The organism is Actinoplanes sp. CA-030573, assembly GCF_050951115.1.
GTDB lineage: Bacteria > Actinomycetota > Actinomycetes > Mycobacteriales > Micromonosporaceae > Actinoplanes.
The window spans coordinates 6,461,750-6,484,245 of the sequence record NZ_CP192038.1 but is presented as its reverse complement, the minus strand read 5'-3'; the positions used below and the strand labels follow the sequence as shown (position 1 = coordinate 6,484,245).

The following is a 22,496-nucleotide window of genomic DNA, read 5'->3' as shown; positions in this document are numbered from 1 at the left end:
TTTCGCGTTACCGGCGTCACTTCCGTCGCGGGAGTTTTACCTGGTCGTTTTGGGGATGAAGTGATTGCCGTGCATTGTTGTACTCAGTGCACAGCAACTACGATCCGTTGAGGAGACACAAGGTCATGCAGATCTCGTCAAGGCTTCGCGACGCTCGCACGGCTCTGGCGAACCGCCGGACCATGCGCGTCGCCCACCGCCGGCTCGCCGACGAGTTGGCTTCCTTCCGCAGCACCGCCGAGCGGGCCGAGCTCGACGAGCTCCTGAGCCGCCACTCGGCGGAGGAGACCCGGGAGATCCGGGCCATCCTCTACCGCCAGGACGTCGAGCGGCAGCAGTCGGCCGTACGGCAGACCGCCGGGCTCGGCGGCTACATCGGCTGACGCTCGTCGTCCTTTACCGACCGGACCCGGACACTGCCCGCGTGGGCCTTGGTGTCCGGGTCTTTCCGTACCTTGATCAGGCTCGCCACCGTGGTGACCACCAGGACCAGCACGATGACCGTCAGCGAGAGGCCGATGCTGACCTCGGGCACCGAGTGGCTGATGTCCTTGTGCGCCCAATGCAGCACCAGCTTGACCCCGATGAAGGCCAGGATGATCGACAGCCCCGTGGACAGGTAGACCAGGCGGTCGAGCAGGCCCTTCACCAGGAAGAACAGGGCGCGCAGGCCGAGCAGGGCGAACGCGTTGGCGACGAAGACGATGTACGCCTCGTCGGTCACCCCGAAGACGGCCGGGATCGAGTCGAGCGCGAACAGGATGTCGGAGCTGCCGATCGCGATCAGCACCAGGAACAGCGGCGTGAACATGCGCCGCCCGTCGACGTGGGTGATCATCTTGCCGCCCACGTAGTCATCGGTCAGCGGCAGGAACCGGCGGCCGGCCTTGACCAGCGCGTTGTCCTCGATGTCGGGATCCTCGTCGCGGTGCCGGAACAGCTGGATCGCGGTGAAGATCAGCAGCAGCCCGAAGATCAGGAACATGAACGAGAACAGGTTGAGCAGGGTCGCGCCGAGCGCGATGAAGACGACCCGCAGGACCAGCGCGATGATGATGCCGAAGGTCAGCACCTCCTGCTGGTACTTCTCCGGCACCGCGAACGTGGTCATGATGATCACGAACACGAAGAGGTTGTCGACCGAGAGGCTTTTCTCGACGATGTAGCCGGCGTAGAACTGGGCGCCGAAGTCCCAGCCGGCGATGGTGCCGAAGACGAGGCCGAAGACCACCGCCACGGCGATGTAGAAGACGGACCAGAGGGCCGCCTCCCGGAAGCCGACGGCGTGCGGGCGCAGCACGCCGAGGGTCAGGTCGAGGGCGAGCAGGGCGACGATGACCCCGATGGTCAGCATCCAGCCGAGCGCGGTGACCTCAAGCAACGTGGGAACCTCCGTATAAGCGGGGTGATTCCTTCGAATGGTCCCCGCTTACCCTGGGAAGTTCCTGACTAACTACTTTTCGTGAGGTCAGGCGACCTGGAATGATCGCTTCGCCAGGCCCATCCAGAAGCCGTCGATCGGCTGGTCGGGCGCCCGCTCGGCGTCGTCGGCCGCGCCCAGCGTGAGGAACATCGGCGCGAAGTGCTCGATGGTCGGGTGCGCCCACGGCATGCCCGGCGCCCGGTGCCGGAAGTCGGCGAGCTCGTCGACCGCGCCCCGGGCCAGCGTCTCGGCCGCCCAGGCGTCGAACTCGCGGGACCAGCCGGGCGCCGGGGCGTCGGTGCGGAAGTCGCGCAGGAACGGCAGGCCGTGCGTGGTGAACCCGGAGCCGACGATCAGCACGCCCTCGTCGCGCAGCGGGGCGAGGCGGCGGCCGAGCTCCAGGAGCCGGTCCGGCTCGAGGGTGGGCAGGGACATCTGCAGTACGGGGATGTCGGCGTCCGGGTACATGACGGTGAGCGGCACGTACGCGCCGTGGTCGAGCCCGCGGCCGGTCCGGGCGACATGCTCGTTGTCCGGCATCAGCTTCTCGATCCGGGTGGCCAGCTCGGGCGCGCCCGGGGCCGGGTATTGGACCTCGTAGTAGCGGCGCTCGAAGCCGCCGAAGTCGTAGACGAGCGGCACCGTCTCGGTGGCGCCCAGCATGAGCGGGGCCGACTCCCAGTGGGCCGAGGCCATGAGGATCGCCTTGGGGCGGGGGAGGCCGTTCGCGAGCTCCTCGAGCTGCGCAACCCAGCGCGGGTCGTCCACCAGAGGCGGGGCGCCGTGGCTCAGGAAGAGGGCGGGCATGCGACTCACGGGTACCTCCGTTGAAGCTTCAAGCTTTCCGGGTTCGATGGTACGCCGCTTTATTTGCATCGTCAACTAAATTGTGGACGGGCGGGCTCTTGGGGTTGTGGTGTTGGAGCCGGCGTCGGTGCCGTTCCGCAGCCCACGCCGTTCCGCGCCTCAGCCCGTTCCGCGCCTCAGCCCGTTCCGAACCCCACGCCGTTCCGCATTCCACGCCGTTCCGCACCCCACCCCGTTCACTGGGTGGGGTGAGTGGACCAGCCGGCTACGACATCTTCTCGACGCTGTCCACAGGGCGCGACGACCCCGCGGCGCGGGAATCGGCGGCGTGGGGTCCTGTGGCGTCAGGCGAGAAGAGTGAGGAGTTGGCGCGTCCTGTGCGAGGGTTCTCTTCAAGATCTGGGCGGTCGGCCGGGCTGGGCGGGTTGGGGGCCTCCCTGACTTCTGGCCTTCGCTGCCGTCCCGCCTGGCGCGTGAGGCCCGGGATCGCTAGGCGCTGGGTGCGGGGCTGCACGCCGCGGGGGTGCGGGCAGACGCGGTGCCGTTCCGGCCTAGGTGGCGGTGCGAGTGGCGTCAGCGGCGCGGTGGCGGCAGTGGTGCGGTGGCGGCAGTGGTGCGGTGGCGACAGCGGCGCGGTGGCGACAGCGGCGCGGTAGCGGTGGCGTTGCGGTGGCGGCAGCGGCGCGGTGGCGTCAGTGGTGCGGTGGCGGCAGTGGTGCGGTGGCGGCAGTGGTGCGGTGGCGACAGCGGCGCGGTGGCGACAGCGGCGCGGTAGCGGTGGCGTTGCGGTGGCGGCAGCGGCGCGGTGGCGTCAGTGGTGCGGTGGCGTCAGTGGTGCGGTGGCGGCAGCGATGCGGTGGCGCCGGCGGTGGCGGTGGCGGCAGCGATGCGGTGGCGGTGCGGAAGAAGATCCGAGCGCACGGTGGGCGGCCGCAAGCGGGGCGCGGACGGGACTCAGCGTGACCGGATGACATGCCGTCCGGGGTATGCCGGGAATCGCCGGGATGCGACCGGTTCGCTTGGGGGTTCGGTTTCGCGGGCGGAAACTACGGAACGTATAAGTTGACCTTGGTCAATACTGTCCGTTATCGCATGATTGCTTCCATCCAGGGGCATGGGTGTCTATCTACTTGATCGGGTGTGTTCGCCCGCACGTGGGTTAAATTTCTTTTACATCGAACGAGTGACATGTATGAAAGTCCTGGTCACAAGCGTTTGGTGAACAGGATTTCCAAATCGGACGATCCACGTCCGAACTCTCTCCCCAAAGGACATTGCATCCTGACCATCGCGCTGGCATGCTACGCGATGTTGCGCAGGGGGGCGCTCAACGTAACGGATGGCGACGACGGGGCGGGCTCACGGTCCGTAGTTGCCATGGGGAGTCAATAAGGAGGGCCTGCAGTGGCGTCGTCGCCGCAGCTTCCCCTCGCCGATGATCTGTTCTTGACCGCCCACGACACGGTCAAGGGCAAGTCGCTGCTGACCCCGGCCACTCTCGGCCTGGGTCTCGCCGCGGCGCTCATCGGCGAGCTTGTGTTCTGGCGGCGGCTGGATCTGATCGACGGCAAGCTCGCGTTGATAGACGATCGGCCGACCGGTGATCCGGCGACCACCGCCGTCCTCGACCAGCTGCTGCGCGAGGGTCACCATCGCGCGGTCCGTGACTGGATCTCGTTCCTCGCCACCGGCATCGCCACCGACCTGGTCGAGCGCCGCCTGTCCCGGGCCGGCCTGCTGCACCGGCAGGAGAAGCGCGGCCTGCTCGGCACCAAGGTGTCGTTCGTCCCCGCCGACTCGATGGTCGCCGGCTGGCCCGCCACCCGCATCCGCACGTTCATCGGCCGCGGTGAGCTCCTCGACGTCTCCGACCTCGTGCTGGCCGGCCTGATCCTGGCGACCGGCCTCGACCAGCACGTCTTCATCACTCTTGACGCTCGCGGCCGCGAGCAGTTGTTCGACCAGTTCCGGCGCCGCCTTCCGGCCATGCTGCAGGAGCTCGTCGCGCACACCGAGGCCGCGGTGGGCGATGCCGTCATGGCCCGGCGCGCCTAACCACCCCCACCCCCTCAACCCCCTCCTGGAGACCCTCGTGTCCACCACCCAAACACCACCGCAAAGCCAGTTGTCGACGGCACTGGCACGCGACCGGCTCGGCGTCGCGGCGGTGGTCTTCTTCGTGATGTCGGCGGCCGCCCCTCTCACCGTGGTCGCCGGCGTCGTACCGACCGGCCTCGCCGTCACCGGCCTGACCGGCATCTCGATCGCGTTCATCGCCATGGCGATCGTCCTGGCGATCTTCGCGGTCGGCTACGTCGCCATGGCCCGGCACATCGCCAACGCCGGCGCGTTCTACGCCTACATCTCCCAGGGCATCGGCCGCCCGTTCGGCGTCGGCGCCGCCTGGCTCGCGCTGCTCGCGTACAACTGCTTCCAGATCGCCGCCTACGGCGGTTTCGGTGCGATCGCGTCGCCGCTGTTCAAGGACTGGTTCGGCCTCGACATCCAGTGGTGGGTGCTGGCGCTGATCTGCTGGGCGATCACCGCCGTCCTCGGCGTCCGGGACGTCGCGGTCAACGGCAAGGTGCTGGCCACCCTGCTGGTCGCCGAGATCATCCTGGTCGTCGTCTTCAGCTTCGCCGACATCTTCTCGCCCAACTTCAACCCGTCGACCGCGCCGGTCGACCTCGGCAGCCTGGTCGGCACCGGCTCCGGCGCGCTGCTGGCCATGGCGATCACCGGCTTCGTCGGCTTCGAGCAGTCGGTGGTCTTCAGCGAGGAGTCGCGCGACCCGCGGCGTACGGTGCCGCGCGCGACGTACATCGCCATCGCTCTGATCGCCGTCCTGTACGGCTTCGCGTCGTGGGCGATGATCTCGGCCGCCGGCGACGACGTCGTCACGCGGGCCGGCAACGAGGGTCCGGACCTGTTCTTCAACGTCGCGTCGGACCAGCTCGGCAGCGCCGCGGTGCACCTGGGCCACGCGCTGTTCCTGACCTCGCTGATCGCCGCGATGATCTCCTTCCACAACATCATCTCGCGGTACACCTTCTCGCTCGGCCGCGAGGGCGTCCTTCCCCGTACGTTCGGCCGTACGGTGCCCGGCACCGGCGCGCCCAAGAACGGCTCGCTGGCCCAGTCGGCGCTCGGCCTGATCGTCATCGTGCTGTACGCGGTGATGGGCTGGGACCCGCTGGTGCAGATGTTCTTCTGGGGCGGCTCGGCCGGCGGCATCGGCGTCCTGCTGCTGATCACGGTCACCTCGATCGCGGTCATCGGCTACTTCGCCCGCCACCCGGAGGGTGAGGACGTCTGGCACCGCATCGGCGCCCCGGTCCTTGGCACCATCCTGCTGCTGGTCATGAGCTACCTCGCGCTCACCAACATCGCCACGCTCTTCGGCGTCGAGCCCGGCAGCGGGCCCACCTGGGTCGTGCCGCTCGCGTTCGCCGTGGTCAGCGTCGCCGGCATCCTCTGGGCGCTGGTGCTGCGCAGCAGCCGTCCCGACGTCTACCAGGGCATCGGTCTCGGTGCCCGCAGCGCTACCTCCGGCACGACCGGTGGCTTCTCCGCCGCCCTCGCCGGTGACCAGGGGGTCAAGTGAGCTTCGACATCCGCCCCGCCCGCGCGGACGAGATCCCCGCGGTCGGTCATCTGATCAGCCTGTCCTTCTTCGACCTGGCCGCGGACGCCTACCTGGTGCCGCCGCTGGACGACCGGCTCCCGGTCATGGCCGACTTCTTCGCGCTGCTCACCGAGCACGCGCACAAGTACGGCCGGGTCGACGTGATCGACAACCCGTCCGGCGACGGCCTGGTGGCGACGGCCGTGTGGTTCGACTACACCAAGGAGTCGCCGGACCCGGAGAACTACGAGGAGCGCCTGCGGTCGCTGGCCGGCGAGTACCTCGACCGGTTCATCGCGCTCGACCAGCTCTTCGAGAAGCACCACCCGCACGACCCGCACTGGCACCTCGCGTTCCTGGCCGTCCACCCGGACTTCCAGGAGCACGGCCTGGGCAGCAAGCTGATGAAGCGGACGCACGACGAGCTCGACGCGGCGGGCGTTCCGGCGTACCTCGAGGCCACGAACGAGAACAACGTGCGCCTCTACCGCCGGACCGGCTACGTCGACATGGAGCCGTTCGAGATGCTGCTGCCGGACGGCACGCCCTTCTTCCGCATGTGGCGCGCGGTCTGACGGAGAGTCGTCCGAGGTGAGAAGGCGTGGCCACCGTCCGGCCACGCCTTCTCCCGTCTACCAGTCGAACTCCGGGCCCTGGGCGCTGCCGCCGGGTAGCAGCGGGCGCTCGGTGTACTGCCACGTCTCGACCAGAACGTAGCGGTGGCCGCGCGGCGGGTCGAGGTCGGACGGGCCGCAGTCGTGGCGGAACGCGAAGTCGGTGAACATCACGGCCTTGCAGGTGAACGGGCCGGCGGCGATCTCCCGGGTCTTCGCGTCGCGCACGGTCAGCGCTATGTCGAGCTGCACGCCGGGGGCCGCCTCCATCTGGCCCATCACCCGGATCGACGGCCCGACCGCGTGGCAGGGCCGGGCCAGGACCGGATGACCCACATCCCAGCTGTACGCGTCACCGCAGCGCCACGGTCCGAACTGCACCTTCGCGTGGCCCTGGACGCCAGTGGCGGCCGCGCCCGCGCTCACCGCGGCCCCGGCCGAGGCGCCGGCGACCGGGCGGCCACGGGCCTGCTCGGGCAACGCGCCGGGGCCGCCGAGGCCGCCGGGGCCGACGAGACCGGCCGGCTGGTCGTTGGACACCTTCGACGGGAGCGAGCCGGCCGGGGCGGCCGACGGGACCGTTACGGCGGCGCCGGCCGGGCCGCCGCTCGCGGGAGTCGCGCCGGGCACGGCGACGGCCGGGAGCCGGCCCTGGGCGGTGCTCGCCGGACGACCGCCGGCGTCGATCAGGTGCCACGCGTTGTAACCGCTCAGGCCGGAGACCGCGACCGAGGCGGCGACCAGCGCGACCATCAGGCCGGGGCGGCGCCACATCCAGGAGCGGGGGCCGTTGCGGGGGCGCCGGCGGGGCGGCGGGCGGCGGGTGGACGGGTGCGGCTGTCCCAGGTGGGCCGTCATCCCGTACGCGAAATCGGGGTTGAGGGTCGCCGCGGTCAGCGCCGGGCAGCCGGCCATCTGCCGGGACAGCTCGCGCAGCGCCACACCCAGCTCACCGGCCGTCGGGCGGCGCGACGGGTCCTTCTCGACGCACCACTCGATCAGCTCCCAGACCGGCAGCGGCAGGCCGGGCGGGCGTTCCGGCGCGTCCTCCACGTGCCGCCGCAGGACCGCGAGCGGCTCGCCACCGTACGGCGGATGGCCGGTGACCAGCTCGTAGAGCACGATGCCCACCGAGTAGACGTCGGAGGCCGGCTCCGCCTCGCCGTGGATCGCCTCCGGCGCCATGTAGTGCGGCGTCCCGACGATGGCCTGCGGCGTGGTCAGGCCGGCCGCGTCGAGCACCCGGGCGATGCCGAAGTCGGTGAGGCGCACCTCGTGCCGGGCCGCCGCGCCCGGGGCCGACTCCACCTCCTGGAGCAGGATGTTGTCGGGCTTGACGTCCCGGTGCACCACGCCGAGCTCGTGCGCCTGGGTGAGCGCGGCGGCGACCTGGGCGAGCAGCCCGGCCGCCTCGGACGGGGGCAGCGTGCCGGCCGCGGTCAGCCGGTTGCGCAGCGAGCCGCCGCTGACGTAGTCCATCACCAGCGCGAGCGAGCCGCCGACGCTGAACAGGTCGTGCACGCCGACGATGTTCTCGTGGCGCATCATCATCAGGATCGTGCGCTCCTGCACGAACCGGATGACCAGCTTGGGCTGCCGCAGCAGTCCCTCGTGGAGCAGCTTGACCGCCACCGGCTCGCCGGTCGACCGGTCGATACCGCGCCACACGGTCCCGGTCGCGCCGTGCCCGACCGGGCACACGAGCACGTAGGAGTTGCCGACACAACGGCCGCTTAAGTCTGCGGTGGCGGCCTCGCTCGGCTGCACGCCACTCATCGACAGGGATGTCCGCACCGCGACGATGGTGCGGATCGGCCGGGCCGCGGGCAACCCGGTGACGCCCGTTCTGTCATGGACGGCCAGTCACGAGAACTTGCCGTAACTCCTCACGTTCTGACTCGTTCGTCCGACAAGCCCGGTTTCAACCCGCGGACAGGTTCAGCTCGAAACTGTAGCGGCTGGCCCGATAGAGATGGCTGCCGTACTCGAGGGCGCGTCCTCCGGTGTCCCAGGCGGTGCGGGTCATGGTGAGCAGCGAGGCGCCGCGCTTCTCGTCCAGCGTGCGGGCCTCGGCGGCGGTGGCCGAGCGGGCCCCGATCACCTGGGTGGCGATCCGCGGCACGTGACCGGCCCGGCGCAGCAGCTCGTAGAGGCCGTGCGCGGCGAGATCGGCCTCGGTCACGTCGAGCACGTCGAGCGGGATCGCATTGTGCATCAGCGCCAGCGGCTCGCCGCCGGCGAAGCGCAGCCGCTCGATCCACGTCACCGGGGTGCCGGGCGCCAGGGACAGCGCCGTGGCGACCTCGTCGGAGGCCGGCACCACCCGCAGCTCCAGCACCTCGGTGCGCGGCGCGCGATCGCCGGCGACCAGGTCGTCGTACAGGCTGGAGAGCTCGACCGGGCGACGGACCTTGGGGTGCACCACCTGGGTGCCCACGCCGCGCTTGCGCACCAGCATGCCGCGCTCGACCAGATACTGGATCGCCCGCCGCGTCGTGGGGCGGGAGACGCCGAGCCGCTCGGCCAGGTCCACCTCGTTCTCGATCCGGTCGCCGACCCCGATCTCGCCCCGCTCGATCAGCTCCTGCAACCGGGTCGCCACCTGGTAATACAGCGGCACCGGGCTGGTCCGGTCGAGGTGGACGGAGCGCACCGGGGCCGGGTCGGTTGTCACGGCTATCTCTCCCCCTGAAGACACGTGGTTCAGATGGTGCAAGTCAGTTTGTCAGGACAAAGTATTGACGGATGAGCCCTCACGTTATTACATCGAGGGCAGCAAACATAGGGTCGCCGGTCGATTACCGACGGCAGGCAACACTTCTTCATCGCGCCGTAATGAGCGCCGTAACGAGCACGGCACCCGGCACGCCGCTACGTGCCCATTTGTGATCATCTGTGCCCAACCCCGGGGAGAGGCATGCCCGCCGACGAGGTACTGACGATGGGACGCATAGGCGTCGACCTGTACCCACAGCAGATCGGCGTCTCGCTGCGCGAGGTGCGCACCTTCGAGAAGTTCCTGGGCGGCAGCGCCTCCAATGTGGCCGTCGCCGCCGCCCGCTACGGCCGGCGCGCCGCGGTCATCACCCGCACCGGCAACGACCCGTTCGGCGAGTTCCTGCACGACGCGCTGCGCGGGTTCGAAGTGGACGACCGCTTCGTGACTCCGGTGGCCGGCCTGCCGACCCCGGTCACGTTCTGCGAGATCTTCCCGCCGGACGACTTCCCGCTCTACTTCTACCGCTTCCCGAAGGCGCCCGACCTCGAGATCCGCGAGCAGGAGCTGGACCTCGACGCGATCCGCGCGGCCGGCATCTTCTGGGTCACCGGCACCGGCCTGTCCCAGGAGCCGAGCCGCACCGCCACGCTGGCCGCGCTGAAGGCCCGGGGCAAGGCCGGCATCACCGTCTTCGACCTCGACTACCGCCCGATGTTCTGGGAGTCCCGTGCGGAGGCCCGCAGCTGGTACGCCGAGGCGCTGCCGTACGCGACGGTGGCCGTCGGCAACCTCGACGAGGTGGACACGGCGGTCGGCGTCCGGGAGCCGGCCGAGGCGGTGCAGCGACTGCACGCGGCCGGCATCGAGCTCGCCGTCATCAAGCAGGGCCCGGCCGGGGTGCTCGCATCACAGGTCAAAGGCGAGCAGGCGGAGGTGCCGCCGGTCCCGGTCGAGGTCGTGAACGGGCTCGGCGCCGGGGACGCGTTCGGCGGCGCGCTCTGCCACGGCCTGCTCGCCGACTGGGAGCTCGAGGCGACGATGCGCTTCGCCAACGCCGCCGGAGCCATCGTCGCCTCGCGTCTGGCCTGTTCGGACGCGATGCCCACGGAGGCCGAGGTCCGCCGGCTGATCGGGGAGGCCGGCCGTGCCTGACTTCGCCGACCTGCTGGAGGCGCGCACCCGGCGCCCCGGCGCCATCGCGACCGCCGCCGCCGCCCGCCGCCGGCCGGCGAGCCTGCTCGGCCCGCACGGCAAGCTGATGATCATCGCGGCCGACCACCCGGCCCGCGGCGCGCTTCGGGCCGGCAAGGACCCGCTCGCCATGGCCAACCGGGTCGACCTGCTCGAGCGCATCCGCACGGCGCTGTCCCGGCCCGGCGTCAACGGCGTGCTCGGCACCCCCGACATCCTGGAGGACCTGCTGCTGCTCGGGGCGCTGGACGACAAGGTCGTGATCGGCTCGATGAACCGGGGCGGCCTGGCCGGCACCAGCTTCGAGATGGACGACCGGTTCACCGCGTACGACGCGGACAGCATCGCCCTGGCCGGCTACGAGGGCGGCAAGATGCTGCTGCGCATCGACCCCGACGACGCCGGCACCGTGGCGACGCTGCAGGCCTGCGGCACCGCGGTGACCGAGCTGGCCGCGCGCCGGCGGATGGCGATGGTCGAGCCGTTCATCTCGCACCGGGTCGACGGCCGGGTCCGCAACGACCTGACCGGCGAGGCGATGATCCGGGCGATGACGGTGGCCGCCGGGCTCGGCACCACCTCGGCCTACACCTGGCTGAAGGTGCCGATCGTGCCCGACATGGAGCGGGTCATGGCCGCGACCACGCTGCCCGCGCTGATCCTCGGCGGCGAGGTGACCGACGACGCCGACGGCGCCTACGACGCCTGGTCCCGGGCGCTGCGGCTGCCGACCGTGCAGGGCCTGGTCATCGGCCGGTCGCTGCTCTACCCGGCGAGCGGCACGGTGGCCGACGCGGTCGACCGCGCGGTGGGGTTGCTGTGATGAGCCGGGTCAATCCGGTCATGCGCCGGGGCAGCACCGCCGACAAGCCGTTCGACACCGTGGTGACACCCGAGAACGCCGGCTGGCGATTCAGCGGCCTGCGCGTGCTCGACCTGCCGATCGGTGCCCGGGCGCGGTTCCGCACCGGCGAGGACGAGATGCTGGTGCTGCCGCTGGCCGGCGGCTGCGACGTGACCTGCGACGACGAGCGGGTCACGCTCACCGGCCGGCGCTCGGTCTTCTCGCGGGTCACCGATTTCGCGTACGTGCCGAGAGAGTCCTGGGTAACCGTGCGCGCCCCCAACGGCGGCCGTTTCGCGCTGCCCGCCGCCCGCGCCGAACGCCGGTTCCCGTTCCGCTACGGCGCGGCCGAGGACGTCCCGGTCGAGCTGCGCGGCGCCGGGCAGGCCAGCCGGCAGGTCAACAACTTCTGCACCCCGGAGAGTTTCGACGCCGACCGGCTGATCGCGTGCGAGGTGCTGACCCCGGGCGGCAACTGGTCCTCGTACCCGCCGCACAAGCACGACGAGGCGGGCGACGGCGAGTCCAGCCTCGAGGAGATCTACTACTTCGAGGTGTCGCCCTCCCCGGCCGGCGGGGCGGGCAGCGGCTACCAGCGGGTGTACGGGCATCCCGACCGCCCGATCGACGTCTGCGCCGAGGTCCGCTCCGGCGACGTCGTGCTCATCCCGTACGGCTGGCACGGCCCGTCGATGGCCGCACCCGGCTACGACCTCTACTACCTCAACGTGATGGCCGGCCCGGGCGCGCGCGAGTGGATCGTGCGCGACGACCCGGCGCACGGCTGGGTGCGCGCCTCGTGGGCCGGGATGCCGGTCGACGAGCGGCTCCCGCTGACCTCCAGCAAGGAAAGGACGCGTCCGTGAGACTCACCGTGGGTCAGGCCGTCGTGCGGTTCCTGGCCAGCCAGTGGACCGAGCGCGACGGCATCGAGCAGCGCACGATCGCCGGGTGCTTCGGCATCTTCGGTCACGGCAACGTCGCCGGGCTGGGCCAGGCGCTGCTGCAGGCGCAGCGGACCGGTGAGGCGGACCTGCCCTACCACCTGGCCCGCAACGAGCAGGCGATGGTGCACGCGGCGGCGGGATTCGCCCGGATGCGGAACCGTCTGTCCACGATGGCCTGTACGGCGTCGATCGGGCCGGGCTCGACCAACATGCTCACCGGCGCGGCCCTCGCCACCGTCAACCGGCTGCCCGTGCTGCTGTTCCCGTCCGACGTCTTCGCGACCCGGGTCGCCGCGCCGGTCCTGCAGGAGCTGGAGGACCCGGGCTCGTACGACGTGAGCGTGAACGACGCCTTCCGCCCGCTGTCGCGCTTCTTCGACCGGGTGTGGCGGCCCGAGCAGCTGCCGGCCGCGTTGCTCGGCGCGATGCGGGTGCTCACCGATCCGGCGGAGACCGGCGCGGTGACCATCTGCCTGCCGCAGGACGTGCAGGCCGAGGCGTACGACTTCCCGGACGCCCTGTTCGCCAAGCGGGTGTGGCACGTCGCCCGCCCCCTGGCCGAGCCGGCCTTCGTCGAGCGCGCGGCCGACGCGATCCGGAACGCGTCGCAGCCCCTGCTCATCGCCGGTGGCGGCGTCATCTACGCGGAGGCGTCGGCCGAGCTCGACCAGTTCGCCCGGGAGACCGGCATCCCGGTGGCCGACACCCAGGCCGGGAAGGGCGCACTGGCCTGGGACCACCCGAACGCGGTCGGTGGCGTGGGCTCGACCGGCACCCCGGTCGCGAACCGGCTGGCCCGCGACGCCGACGTGGTGATCGGGGTGGGTACGCGCTACAGCGACTTCACCACGGCATCGCGTACGGCGTTCCGGAACCCGGACGTGAAGTTCGTGAACATCAACGTGGCCGCCTTCGACGCCGCCAAGCAGTCGGCCTTCCCGATCGTCGCCGACGCCCGGGCCGGGCTCTCCGAGCTGCTGGCGGCGGTGGGCGGCAAGCGGTTCCCGACGGACTACCGGACCGACGTGGTGGCCTGGCAGGCGACGGTGGAGCGCACTTATCGGATGGGTCACGGGCCGGTGCCCGCCCAGGCCGAGGTGATCGGCGCGGTGAACGAGGCGTGCGGCGCACGCGATGTGGTGGTGCAAGCGGCCGGCAGCATGCCCGGCGATCTCCAGCTGCTGTGGCGCGCGCGGGACCCGAAGCAGTACCACGTGGAGTACGGCTACTCCTGCATGGGCTTCGAGATCGCCGGGGCGCTCGGCATCAAGATGGCCGACCCGAGCCGCGAGGTGTACGCACTGGTCGGCGACGGCTCGTACCTGATGATGGCGCAGGAGATCGTCACGGCCGTCGCCGAGGGGATCAAGCTGATCGTGGTGCTGGTCCAGAACCAGGGCTTCGCCTCGATCGGCGCCCTCTCCGAGTCGCTCGGCTCGCAGCGGTTCGGCACCAGCTACCGGTTCCGCGGCGAGTCGCAGGACTACGACGGCTCCTACCTACCGGTCGATCTGGCCGCCAACGCCGAGAGCCTGGGCGCGAGCGTCATCCGTTGCCGGACCATTGCCGACCTGCGGGACGGGCTGAAGCGCGCCCGGGACGCCGACCGGCTGACCGTGGTGCACATCGAGACCGACCCCCTGTCGCCGGTGCCCTCGTCCGAGTCGTGGTGGGACGTCCCCGTACCGGAAATATCCGAATTGTCATCCACGCGCGAGGCTCGCGAGCGGTACGCCGCGGCCAAACGCGACCAGCGGTTCTACCTCTAGGGAAGCCCATGTCAACCATCGACCATTGGATCGGCGGAGAGTTCACCGCCGGTGCGTCTTCGCGGCGAGGGCCCGTCTTCAACCCGGCCACCGGCGAGCAGCAGCACGAGGTGGTGCTCGGCACGAGCGCCGACGTCGACGCGGCGGTCTCGGCCGCGGAAAGCGCATTCCAGGAGTGGAGCCAGGCGTCGCTGAGCAAGCGGACGAAGATCCTGTTCGCCTTCCGCGAGCTGGTCAACGCCCGGGTCAAGGAGATCGCCGAGCTGATCTCGGACGAGCACGGCAAGGTGCTCTCGGACGCGGCCGGCGAGGTGCAGCGCGGCCTCGAGGTGATCGAGTTCGCCTGCGGCATCCCGCAGCTGCTCAAGGGCGACTACTCCGACCAGGCGTCCACCGGGGTCGACGTCTTCAGCTTCCGTGAGCCGCTCGGCGTCTGCGCCGGCATCACCCCGTTCAACTTCCCGGCCATGGTTCCGATGTGGATGTACCCGGTCGCCATCGCCTGCGGCAACACGTTCCTGCTCAAGCCGAGCGAGCGCGACCCGAGCGCGTCGAACTACGTGGCGCAGCTGTGGCGCGAGGCCGGGCTGCCGGACGGCGTCTTCAACGTGGTGCACGGCGACAAGGAGGTCGTCGACGCGATCCTCGAGCACCCGGGCATCGCCGCCGTCTCGTTCGTCGGCTCGACGCCGATCGCCCGCTACATCCACGACCGGGCGAGCGCCACCGGCAAGCGGGTGCAGGCGCTGGGCGGCGCCAAGAACCACGCGATCGTGCTGCCCGACGCCGACCTCGACTTCGCCGCCCAGCACCTGACCGCGGCCGCGTTCGGCTCGGCGGGGGAGCGGTGCATGGCGATCTCGGCCGCGGTCGCCGTCGGCGGCGCCGGCGACGCGCTGATGGACCTGGTGTCGCGCAAGGCCGGCGAGGTGGTGGTCGGTCCCGGCCGCGACCCGCGCAGCGAGATGGGCCCGGTCGTCACGGCCGCCGCCAAGGAGCGCATCGAGGGTCTGATCGGCACCGGCGAGCAACAGGGCGCCAAGGTGCTGGTCGACGGCCGCGGCGTACGGGTGCCGGGGCACGAGAACGGATTCTTCGTCGGCCCGACCGTCATCGACCAGGTGCAGCCGACGATGGACGTCTACACCGAGGAGATCTTCGGGCCGGTGCTGTCGGTGGTGCGGGCCGACGACGTCGACGCCGCGATCGAGCTGATCAACAGCAACCCGTACGGCAACGGCACCGCCATCTTCACCTCCAGCGGCGAGGCCGCGCGCCGGTTCCAGCGCGGCGTCAAGGTCGGGATGATCGGCATCAACGTGCCGATCCCGGTGCCGATGGCCTACTACTCCTTCGGCGGCTGGAAGGACTCCCTGTTCGGGGACAAGCACATCCACGGGCCCGAGGGGGTCTCGTTCTACACCCGCGGCAAGGTCGTGACCTCCCGATGGCCGCACGTCTCGCACGCGTCCGGCGCGTCCCTGCACTTCCCTACGGCGAGCTGAGCCCGTCCAACCACCCCGGCCACCACCCCTCAACTCGACTGAAGGCGACTTGAATGGAAATCCGTCATCTGCAACTAGGTAGCTGCCCCGACTCGTGGGGAGTGTGGTTCGCCGACGACCCCAGGCAGACGCCCTGGGAACGGTTCCTCGACGAGATGGTCTCGGCCGGATATCGCTGGCTCGAGCTGGGTCCCTATGGCTACCTGCCCACGGACCCCGCCCTGCTCTCCGATGAGCTGGCGAAGCGGGGCCTGTCGGTGGCCGGCGGCACGGTGGCCGGGGTCGGCGGCCCGCACAAGGATTTCGACGCGGTGGTCGTCGAGAGCCGCAAGGTGGCCGCGCTGACCTCGGCGCTGGGCGCCGAGAACGTCGTCTTCGTGCCGGTGCCGGGCTACCGCGACGACGTGACCAACTCCTACCGCGAGCCCGCGCAGCTCAGCGACGACGGCTGGCGTGAGCTGGTGCGCAACTCCGACACCCTGGGCCGGATCCTGTTCGAGGAGTACGGGGTGCACATGCGCTTCCACCCGCACGCCGACTACCAGGTCGAGACCCAGGAACAGGTCGAGCGCTTCCTGGCCGGCACCGACCCGGCCTTCGTCTCGCTCTGCCTCGACACCGGCCACCTCGCCTACCGGCGGGCCGACGTGCCGGGCCTGATCCGCAAGTACCCGGAGCGGGTCGGTTACGTGCACATCAAGCAGATGGACCCCGAGATCGCCCGGCGCGCGGTCGAGGAGGACCTGGCCTTCGGCAAGGCCGTGGCCCAGGGCGCCAGCGTCGAGCCACCGGCCGGCGAGCCCAAGATCCCGGCGGTCATGGAGGCCCTGAGCGAGCTCGACGCCGACATCTTCGTCGTGGTCGAGCAGGACATGTACCCGGTCGACTTCGACGTGCCACTCCCCATCGCCACGCGTACCCGTTCCTACCTCAACTCGGTCGGCCTCCACTCCCGGCCGCCCGCCGCCTCACCCCAGGAGATATCCGATGAACGCTCGTAGTCGCACCTTCCGCGTCGCGGCCGCCCTGTCGGTCGTCGCCATCGCCGCCGCCGGATGCAGCGGCGGGGGCCGCGAGAAAACCAACGAGGACACCAGCGGCGGCGGGAACGCCGCCGGCAGCTCCGGGTACACGATCGCCTTCATCACCCACGAGACCCCCGGCGACACGTTCTGGGACAAGATCAAGAACGGCGCGCAGCAGGCGGCCAAGGACACCGGCGTCACGCTGAAGTACTCCAACGACCCGGAGGCGCCCAAGCAGGCCGTGCTCATCCAGAACGCGGTGGACTCCAAGGTGAGCGGCATCGCCACCACCCTGGTCACCCCGGACGCGCTGGCCGGCTCGGTCAAGGCCGCCACCCAGGCCGGCATCCCGGTGGTCGGCTTCAACTCCGGCATCGACCAATACCAGAAGCTCGGCGCGCTGATGTACTTCGGCTCGGACGAGACGCTGGCCGGCACCACGGCCGGCAAGCGGCTGGCCGACCAGGGCGTCAAGCACCCGCTCTGCGTCATCCAGCAGACCGGCTCGGTCGCCCTCGAGGCTCGCTGCGCCGGCGTCAAGAGCTCGGTCCCCGGCACCGAGAACATCCAGGTCAACGGCGCCGACGACGCGGCGGTCACGACCACGCTGCAGGCCAAGCTCTCGCAGGACAAGTCCATCGACGCGATCGTGACGCTCGGCGCGCCCCAGGCCATCGACGCGATCAAGGCCAAGGACCAGTCCGGCAGCCAGGCCAAGCTGGTGACGTTCGACCTCAACCAGGAGGCGGCGCAGGACATCAAGGACGGGAAGATCCTGTTCTCGATCGACCAGCAGCCGTACGTCCAGGGCTACATGGCCGTCACGTCGCTGTACCTGTACCTCAAGAACGGCAACGACATCGGCGGTGGCAAGGCCGTGCTGACCGGCCCGTCCTTCGTGGACAGCTCGAACATCGACAAGATCCTGCCGTTCACCAAGAACAACACGCGGTAGGCGGGGTGACGTCATGACACAGACCGTCCAAGCGCCGTCGCCGTCACCGGCGCCGGCCGACAACCGGGTACGCCTGGGACTCTCCAACCGCCTGCTCGCCCGGCCCGAGATCGGCGCCCTGGTGGCCGCCGTCATCATCTTCATCTTCTTCTTCGCGCTCGCGCCGTCGTTCCGCTCGGCCGAGTCCTTCTTCACCGTGCTCTACCAGTCGTCGGTGATCGGCATCGTCGCGGTCGGCGTCGGGATCCTCATGATCGGCGGCGAGTTCGACCTGTCGTCCGGCGTCATCGTCTACACCGCCGGCCTGTTCAACTCGATGTTCTGCTGGTACTACGGCATCAACCTGTGGGTCGGCGCGTTGCTCTCGCTGGCGTTCTGCCTGCTGATCGGGTTCCTGAATGGCTACCTGGTGATGCGGACCGGCATTCCCAGCTTCCTCATCACGCTCGGCACGTTCTTCGTGCTCCAGGGCGCCAACCTCGGCGTGACGAAGCTGGTCACGGGCACGGTCTCGAGCCCCGACATCAGCCAGATCGCCGGCTTCGACTCGCTCCAGAAGGTCTTCTCGTCCAGCTTCAAGATCGGGTCGGTCACGATCTGGGGCTCGGTGATCTGGTGGATCGCCTTCGTCGCCCTGGCCGCGTGGACGCTGCAGCGCACCAAGGTCGGTAACTGGATCTTCGCGGTCGGCGGCAATCCGGACAGCGCCCGCGCGGTCGGTGTGCCGGTCACGCGTACGAAGATCGGGCTGTTCATGACCGTGTCGTTCCTCGGCTGGTTCGTCGGCATGCACCAGCTCTACCGGTTCAACACGCTGCAGGCCGGCGGCGGCGTCGGCAACGAGTTCCTCTACATCATCGCCGCGGTGGTGGGCGGCACGCTGCTCACCGGCGGCTTCGGCAACGCGATCGGCGTCGCGATCGGCGCCTTCATCTTCGGCATGACCAGCCTCGGCATCATCTACGCCGGCTGGGACCCGAACTGGTTCAAGGCCTTCCTCGGCGTGATGCTGCTGCTGGCGGTGCTGGTGAACCTGTACGTCAAACGCATCTCGACGATGCGGAAGGTGGGGTAGCGCCATGACCGACACCCTGGCCGAACACGCCGACAGCCACCTGCACAAGGGCGAGCCACTGATCGAGATGGACGGCGTCGGCAAGTCGTACGGCGCGATCCGCGCCCTGAGCGGGATCAACCTCCGGGTCAACGCCGGCGAGGTCACCTGCGTGCTCGGCGACAACGGCGCCGGCAAGTCCACGCTCATCAAGATCATGTCGGGCCTGCACCCGCACAACGAGGGCACGCTGAAGGTGGACGGCGCGCCGGTCACCTTCGCCAGCCCCCGGTCCGCCCTCGCGCACGGCATCGCCACCGTCTACCAGGACCTGGCCGTGGTCTCGCTGATGGAGGTCTGGCGCAACTTCTTTCTCGGATCCGAGGTCACCGCGGGCAACTACCCGCTGGCCGGGCTCAAGGTGAAGCAGATGCGCGAGATCGCCGACACCGAGCTGCGCAAGATGGGCATCGTCGTCAAGGACATCAACCAGCCGATCGGCACGCTCTCCGGCGGCCAGCGCCAGTGCGTGGCGATCGCCCGGGCCGTCTACTTCGGCGCGCGGGTGCTGATCCTCGACGAGCCGACCGCGGCGCTGGGCGTCAAGCAGTCGGGCGTGGTGCTCAAGTACGTGGCGGCGGCCCGGGACGCGGGACTCGGCGTCGTCTTCATCACCCACAACCCGCACCACGCGTACATGGTGGGTGATCATTTCGTGATCCTGAAGCTGGGCCGGACCGCGCTCGACAAGACGCGCAAGGAGGTCGGCCTGGACGAGCTGACCCAGCAGATGGCCGGCGGGGACGAGCTGGCCGAGCTCTCGCACGAGTTGGGACGCAAGTGATGCTGAAGGTCGGAGTCATCGGGACCGGCATGATCGGCCAGGACCACATCCGGCGGCTGACCACGGTGCTCAACGGGGTGACGGTCACGGCCGTCGCCGATGTCGACACCGCGGTCGCCGCGGACGTGGGCGGCCGGATCGGCGCCGCCGTCCATGCCCGGGGCGAGGAGGTGGTGGCCGACCCGGACGTCGACGCGGTGCTGGTCTGCTCGTGGGGACCCACGCACGAGCAGTACGTGCTGGCCGCCATCGCCGCCGGCAAGCCGGTTTTCTGCGAGAAGCCGCTGGCCACCACCCAGGAGGCCTGCCTGCGGATCCTCGAGGCGGAGGTGGCCCACGGCAGCCGGCTGGTGCAGGTGGGCTACATGCGGCGCTTCGATTTCGCGTACCGCCAGCTCAAGATGGCCCTCGATGCGGGTGAGATCGGCACGCCGCTGATGATGCACTGCGCCCACCGGAACGCGAGCGTGCCGGGGTTCTACCAGAAGGAGATGGCGATCACCGACACCGCGGTGCACGAGATCGACATGGTGCGCTGGATGTTCGGCACCGAGATCGCGGCGGTGCGGGTGCTGGTGCCGCGCCGCAGCCGCCACGGCGGCGATCTCCAGGACCCGCTGCTGTTGATCTTCGAGATGGCCGACGGCGTGCTCGTCGACGTCGAGACCTCGGTGAACATCCGCTACGGCTACGACATCCGGGGCGAGATCGTGGGGGAGGACGGAACCGCTTCGCTCGGCTCGCTGTCGCCCCTGGCGGTGCGCCGCGAGGGACGGGTGGGCAATCCCGTTCCGGCCGATTGGCGGGAGCGCTTCCTGCAGGCGTACGACGTGGAGCTGCAGGAGTGGGTGCACCAGCTGGCCGGGGGCGGGCAGCCGCTCGGGCCGAGCGCGTGGGACGGGTATGCCGCGGCGGTCGTCTCCGATGCGGGGGTGGCCGCACTCCGTACCGGGAACCGGGTCGAAGTCGCCCTGGTCGACCAGCCGAAGCTCTACGCGGAGGCCGGCCGATGAAGATCGCTCTTGATCCCTACATGCTGCGCAAGGTGCCGCTGCTGTCGCTGCCTCGTCTGGTGGCCGATCTGGGCTACGAGTACATCGAGATGTCGCCGCGCGAGGACTTCCTGCCGTTCTTCGTGCATCCGCGGGCCTCTTCCGCCGACGTCGCCGCGTTCAAGCGGGAACTGGCCGCGGCCGACGTGAAAATCGCGTCGGTTCTGCCGCTCTACCGCTGGTCCGGGCCGGACGAGGACGCGCGGCAGGCGGCGGTCCGGTACTGGAAGCGGGCCATCGAGATCACCGTCGATCTCGGCGTGGACGTGATGAACTCCGAGTTCAACGGGCGGCCCTCGCATCCCGGCGAGAGCGAGGCGCAGTTCTGGCGCTCGATGGAGGAGCTGTTGCCGATCTTCGAGCGGGAGGGCGTACGGCTGGTGCTCGAACCGCATCCGGACGACTTCATCGAGGACGGGATCGCCGGGGTGAACATGGTCCGCGGCATCAACTCCGGCCTGGTGTCGTTCCTCTACTGCGCGCCGCACACGTTCCACCAGGGTGGCGACCTGGCCGCGGTGATCAAGCACGCCGGGCCGCTGCTGACCCAGATGCACATCGCCGACTCGTTCGACCACCGCGGGTCGTCCGGGCTGCGCTACATCGTCAACCCGCCCGGCTCCACCGCCCGGGTCCATCAGCACCTGGACATCGGGCAGGGCGAGGTCGACTGGGACCTGTTCTTCTCGACGCTGACCGAGGTCGGCTTCGACGGGATCGCCACGGTGTGCGTGTTCGCCTGGGAGGAGCGGGCCGAGGACAGCGCCCGGTACAACCTTTCCCAGGTCAACCAGTACCTTCGTAAGTCGGTGAGTTGATCAACTGTAGGCTGGGGCGATGAGCGAGCGCGTGACGAACTGGGCCGGCAACATCGTTTTCGGCGCGCGGGCGCTGCATCACCCCGCCTCGGTCGACGAGGTGCGGGAGCTGGTCGCGAGGGGTGGGCCGCTGCGGGTGCTGGGCAGTGGTCACTCCTTCAACCGGATGGCCGATACGTCCGGTGACCTTCTCTCGCTCGCCGGGCTGCCCCGTCTCACCGAGGTTTCCGCCGATCGCCGTTCCGTGCGGGTCGACGGCGGCATCAAGTACGGTGAGCTGGCCGTCCGGCTCGACGCGTTGGGGCTGGCGCTGCACAACACGGCGTCTTTGCCGCACATCTCGGTCGCCGGGGCGGTTGCCACCGCTACGCACGGTTCCGGCGTGCGCAACGCCAATCTCGCCACCGCCGTCTCCGGGCTGGAGTTCATCGACGGCCGGGGCGATCTCGTGGTCCTGGACCGGTCGCACCCCGACCTCGCCGGCGCCGTCGTCGGCCTCGGCGCTCTGGGTGTCGTCACGGCTCTGACGCTCGACGTCGTTCCGGCCTTCTCGCTGCGCCAGTACGTCTACGACAACGTGCCGCGCGCCTCCATCGAGTCGAGCCTGTCGGAAATGTTGGCCGATGGCTACAGTGTCAGCCTTTTTACGGACTGGTCGGGCCTGGATGCCAACATGGCGTGGCTGAAGCGGACGGCGCCGATGTCGGGCGAGTGGTTCGGGGCACGACCGGCCGACGGCCCGCGGCATCCGGTGCCGGGCATGCCCGCCCAGAACAGCACCGACCAGTCCGGCGAGCCCGGCCCGTGGCACACCCGGCTGCCGCACTTCCGCATGGAATTCACCCCGTCTGCCGGCGCCGAGCTGCAGTCGGAGTGGCACGTGGCGGCCACCGACGGCCTCGCCGCCATCGACGCCGTGGCCTCGATCCGCGCCCGGGTCGCGTCGGTGCTGCAGGTCTGCGAGATCCGCGCGATCGCCGCCGACGAGCTGTGGCTGAGCCCGAACTACGAGCGGGACAGCATCGCGCTGCACTTCACCTGGATCGCCGACACCGAGGCGGTGGAGCCGGTGGTGGCCGAGATCGAGTCGGTGCTGGCGCCGCTGCACGCCCGCCCGCACTGGGGCAAGGTCTTCACCAGCGGCGGCGAGTCGCTGCGGGCGGAGTGGCCGCGGTTCGGCGATTTCGCGAAGCTGGTGGAGCGGTACGACCCGGACGGCGTCTTCCGGAATCCGTGGCTGGAGGCCGTTCTCGGCTGAGCCTCCGGCCTTGACCGCCGGTGTCGCCCTTCCGACGGGCCGGGCC

General features: G+C 70.1%; 20 protein-coding genes. 16 read left to right on the top strand and 4 right to left on the bottom strand.

Translation table 11 applies throughout. The annotated features are described in order from the left end of the window. The first annotated feature begins 125 nt into the window (after positions 1–125). On the top strand, positions 126–383 hold the full coding sequence (locus tag ACQP2F_RS29895; RefSeq protein ID WP_433293150.1) for a hypothetical protein: 258 nt from the start codon (positions 126–128) through the stop codon (positions 381–383). Here ACQP2F_RS29895 and ACQP2F_RS29890 read toward each other — a convergent pair. Together ACQP2F_RS29890 and ACQP2F_RS29885 are read right to left on the bottom strand one after the other, a co-directional pair. Next, positions 371–1,381: a TerC/Alx family metal homeostasis membrane protein gene (locus tag ACQP2F_RS29890; RefSeq protein WP_433293148.1), complete on the bottom strand. Its 1,011-nt coding sequence runs from the start codon at positions 1,379–1,381 to the stop codon at positions 371–373. The genes ACQP2F_RS29895 and ACQP2F_RS29890 overlap by 13 nt on opposite strands. Before the next feature lie 87 nt (positions 1,382–1,468). Then, positions 1,469–2,230 carry a dioxygenase family protein gene (locus tag ACQP2F_RS29885; RefSeq protein ID WP_433307655.1) on the bottom strand — a complete coding sequence of 254 codons (762 nt, stop codon included), beginning with the start codon at positions 2,228–2,230 and terminating at the stop codon, positions 1,469–1,471. A 1,404-nt stretch (positions 2,231–3,634) separates the two neighbouring features. Here ACQP2F_RS29885 and ACQP2F_RS29880 point away from each other — a divergent pair. From ACQP2F_RS29880 to ACQP2F_RS29870, 3 genes are read left to right on the top strand one after another with little or no spacing between them, the layout of a single operon-like run. Further along, complete coding sequence (locus ACQP2F_RS29880; protein ID WP_433293146.1) at positions 3,635–4,285, top strand: GOLPH3/VPS74 family protein; 651 nt, start codon at positions 3,635–3,637, stop codon at positions 4,283–4,285. A 37-nt stretch (positions 4,286–4,322) separates the two neighbouring features. Next, positions 4,323–5,834, top strand: a complete 1,512-nt coding sequence (locus ACQP2F_RS29875; RefSeq protein WP_433293144.1) for an APC family permease — start codon at positions 4,323–4,325, stop codon at positions 5,832–5,834. Then, positions 5,831–6,430 (top strand): GNAT family N-acetyltransferase, encoded by a 600-nt coding sequence (locus ACQP2F_RS29870; protein WP_433293142.1) that lies wholly within the window; start codon positions 5,831–5,833, stop codon positions 6,428–6,430. The genes ACQP2F_RS29875 and ACQP2F_RS29870 overlap by 4 nt, the downstream gene beginning before the upstream one ends. A 57-nt stretch (positions 6,431–6,487) precedes the next feature. On the opposite strand, the gene ACQP2F_RS29865 is transcribed toward ACQP2F_RS29870, so the two are convergent. Beyond that, positions 6,488–8,263: a serine/threonine-protein kinase gene (locus ACQP2F_RS29865; protein WP_433293140.1), complete on the bottom strand. Its 1,776-nt coding sequence runs from the start codon at positions 8,261–8,263 to the stop codon at positions 6,488–6,490. A gap of 127 nt (positions 8,264–8,390) precedes the next feature. Then, positions 8,391–9,143 carry a GntR family transcriptional regulator gene (locus tag ACQP2F_RS29860; protein ID WP_433293138.1) on the bottom strand — a complete coding sequence of 251 codons (753 nt, stop codon included), beginning with the start codon at positions 9,141–9,143 and terminating at the stop codon, positions 8,391–8,393. A gap of 243 nt (positions 9,144–9,386) precedes the next feature. On the opposite strand from ACQP2F_RS29860, the gene iolC reads away from it, so the two are divergent. Genes iolC through ACQP2F_RS29800 form a run of 12 tightly spaced genes read left to right on the top strand, consistent with a single transcriptional unit; the run spans position 9,387 to position 22,450 of the window. Next, positions 9,387–10,340 (top strand): 5-dehydro-2-deoxygluconokinase, encoded by a 954-nt coding sequence (iolC, locus tag ACQP2F_RS29855; protein WP_433293136.1) that lies wholly within the window; start codon positions 9,387–9,389, stop codon positions 10,338–10,340. Beyond that, the gene (locus tag ACQP2F_RS29850) at positions 10,333–11,202 is read left to right on the top strand and encodes a Cgl0159 family (beta/alpha)8-fold protein (RefSeq protein ID WP_433293134.1); all 870 of its coding nucleotides are present in this window, start codon (positions 10,333–10,335) and stop codon (positions 11,200–11,202) included. Before iolC ends, ACQP2F_RS29850 begins: the two co-directional genes overlap by 8 nt. After that, complete coding sequence (gene iolB, locus ACQP2F_RS29845; protein WP_433293132.1) at positions 11,202–12,089, top strand: 5-deoxy-glucuronate isomerase; 888 nt, start codon at positions 11,202–11,204, stop codon at positions 12,087–12,089. Before ACQP2F_RS29850 ends, iolB begins: the two co-directional genes overlap by 1 nt. Next, a complete protein-coding gene (gene iolD / locus ACQP2F_RS29840; RefSeq protein ID WP_433293130.1) occupies positions 12,086–13,939 on the top strand; it encodes a 3D-(3,5/4)-trihydroxycyclohexane-1,2-dione acylhydrolase (decyclizing) in 1,854 nt (617 codons plus the stop codon). The genes iolB and iolD overlap by 4 nt, the downstream gene beginning before the upstream one ends. Positions 13,940–13,947: 8 nt before the next feature. Beyond that, complete coding sequence (locus ACQP2F_RS29835) at positions 13,948–15,444, top strand: CoA-acylating methylmalonate-semialdehyde dehydrogenase (protein WP_433293128.1); 1,497 nt, start codon at positions 13,948–13,950, stop codon at positions 15,442–15,444. A 53-nt stretch (positions 15,445–15,497) separates the two neighbouring features. After that, positions 15,498–16,445: a TIM barrel protein gene (locus tag ACQP2F_RS29830; RefSeq protein ID WP_433293126.1), complete on the top strand. Its 948-nt coding sequence runs from the start codon at positions 15,498–15,500 to the stop codon at positions 16,443–16,445. Beyond that, entirely contained in the window at positions 16,432–17,424 is a 993-nt protein-coding gene (locus tag ACQP2F_RS29825) for a sugar ABC transporter substrate-binding protein (RefSeq protein WP_433293124.1), read from the top strand. Before ACQP2F_RS29830 ends, ACQP2F_RS29825 begins: the two co-directional genes overlap by 14 nt. 13 nt (positions 17,425–17,437) lie before the next feature. Continuing rightward, the gene (locus ACQP2F_RS29820; RefSeq protein ID WP_433293122.1) at positions 17,438–18,499 is read left to right on the top strand and encodes an ABC transporter permease; all 1,062 of its coding nucleotides are present in this window, start codon (positions 17,438–17,440) and stop codon (positions 18,497–18,499) included. 4 nt (positions 18,500–18,503) lie between these two features. Beyond that, a complete protein-coding gene (locus tag ACQP2F_RS29815) occupies positions 18,504–19,322 on the top strand; it encodes an ATP-binding cassette domain-containing protein (RefSeq protein ID WP_433293120.1) in 819 nt (272 codons plus the stop codon). Further along, positions 19,322–20,335: a Gfo/Idh/MocA family protein gene (locus ACQP2F_RS29810; RefSeq protein ID WP_433293118.1), complete on the top strand. Its 1,014-nt coding sequence runs from the start codon at positions 19,322–19,324 to the stop codon at positions 20,333–20,335. The genes ACQP2F_RS29815 and ACQP2F_RS29810 overlap by 1 nt, the downstream gene beginning before the upstream one ends. After that, positions 20,332–21,192 (top strand): sugar phosphate isomerase/epimerase family protein, encoded by an 861-nt coding sequence (locus ACQP2F_RS29805; protein ID WP_433293116.1) that lies wholly within the window; start codon positions 20,332–20,334, stop codon positions 21,190–21,192. Before ACQP2F_RS29810 ends, ACQP2F_RS29805 begins: the two co-directional genes overlap by 4 nt. A 19-nt stretch (positions 21,193–21,211) precedes the next feature. Then, entirely contained in the window at positions 21,212–22,450 is a 1,239-nt protein-coding gene (locus tag ACQP2F_RS29800; RefSeq protein WP_433293114.1) for a D-arabinono-1,4-lactone oxidase, read from the top strand. The last annotated feature ends 46 nt before the right edge of the window (positions 22,451–22,496 follow it).

What these genes read in the sequence shown, in the direction of transcription:
- ACQP2F_RS29820 (WP_433293122.1), top strand. Translation starts at nt 17,438, where the DNA reads ATGACACAGACCGTCCAAGCGCCGTCGCCGTCACCGGCGCCGGCCGAC.
- ACQP2F_RS29800 (WP_433293114.1), top strand. Translation starts at nt 21,212, where the DNA reads ATGAGCGAGCGCGTGACGAACTGGGCCGGCAACATCGTTTTCGGCGCG.
- iolC (WP_433293136.1), top strand. Translation starts at nt 9,387, where the DNA reads ATGCCCGCCGACGAGGTACTGACGATGGGACGCATAGGCGTCGACCTG.
- iolB (WP_433293132.1), top strand. Translation starts at nt 11,202, where the DNA reads ATGAGCCGGGTCAATCCGGTCATGCGCCGGGGCAGCACCGCCGACAAG.
- ACQP2F_RS29895 (WP_433293150.1), top strand. Translation starts at nt 126, where the DNA reads ATGCAGATCTCGTCAAGGCTTCGCGACGCTCGCACGGCTCTGGCGAAC.
- ACQP2F_RS29885 (WP_433307655.1), bottom strand. Translation starts at nt 2,230, where the DNA reads ATGCCCGCCCTCTTCCTGAGCCACGGCGCCCCGCCTCTGGTGGACGAC.
- ACQP2F_RS29830 (WP_433293126.1), top strand. Translation starts at nt 15,498, where the DNA reads ATGGAAATCCGTCATCTGCAACTAGGTAGCTGCCCCGACTCGTGGGGA.
- ACQP2F_RS29825 (WP_433293124.1), top strand. Translation starts at nt 16,432, where the DNA reads ATGAACGCTCGTAGTCGCACCTTCCGCGTCGCGGCCGCCCTGTCGGTC.
- ACQP2F_RS29810 (WP_433293118.1), top strand. Translation starts at nt 19,322, where the DNA reads ATGCTGAAGGTCGGAGTCATCGGGACCGGCATGATCGGCCAGGACCAC.
- ACQP2F_RS29805 (WP_433293116.1), top strand. Translation starts at nt 20,332, where the DNA reads ATGAAGATCGCTCTTGATCCCTACATGCTGCGCAAGGTGCCGCTGCTG.
- ACQP2F_RS29835 (WP_433293128.1), top strand. Translation starts at nt 13,948, where the DNA reads ATGTCAACCATCGACCATTGGATCGGCGGAGAGTTCACCGCCGGTGCG.
- ACQP2F_RS29815 (WP_433293120.1), top strand. Translation starts at nt 18,504, where the DNA reads ATGACCGACACCCTGGCCGAACACGCCGACAGCCACCTGCACAAGGGC.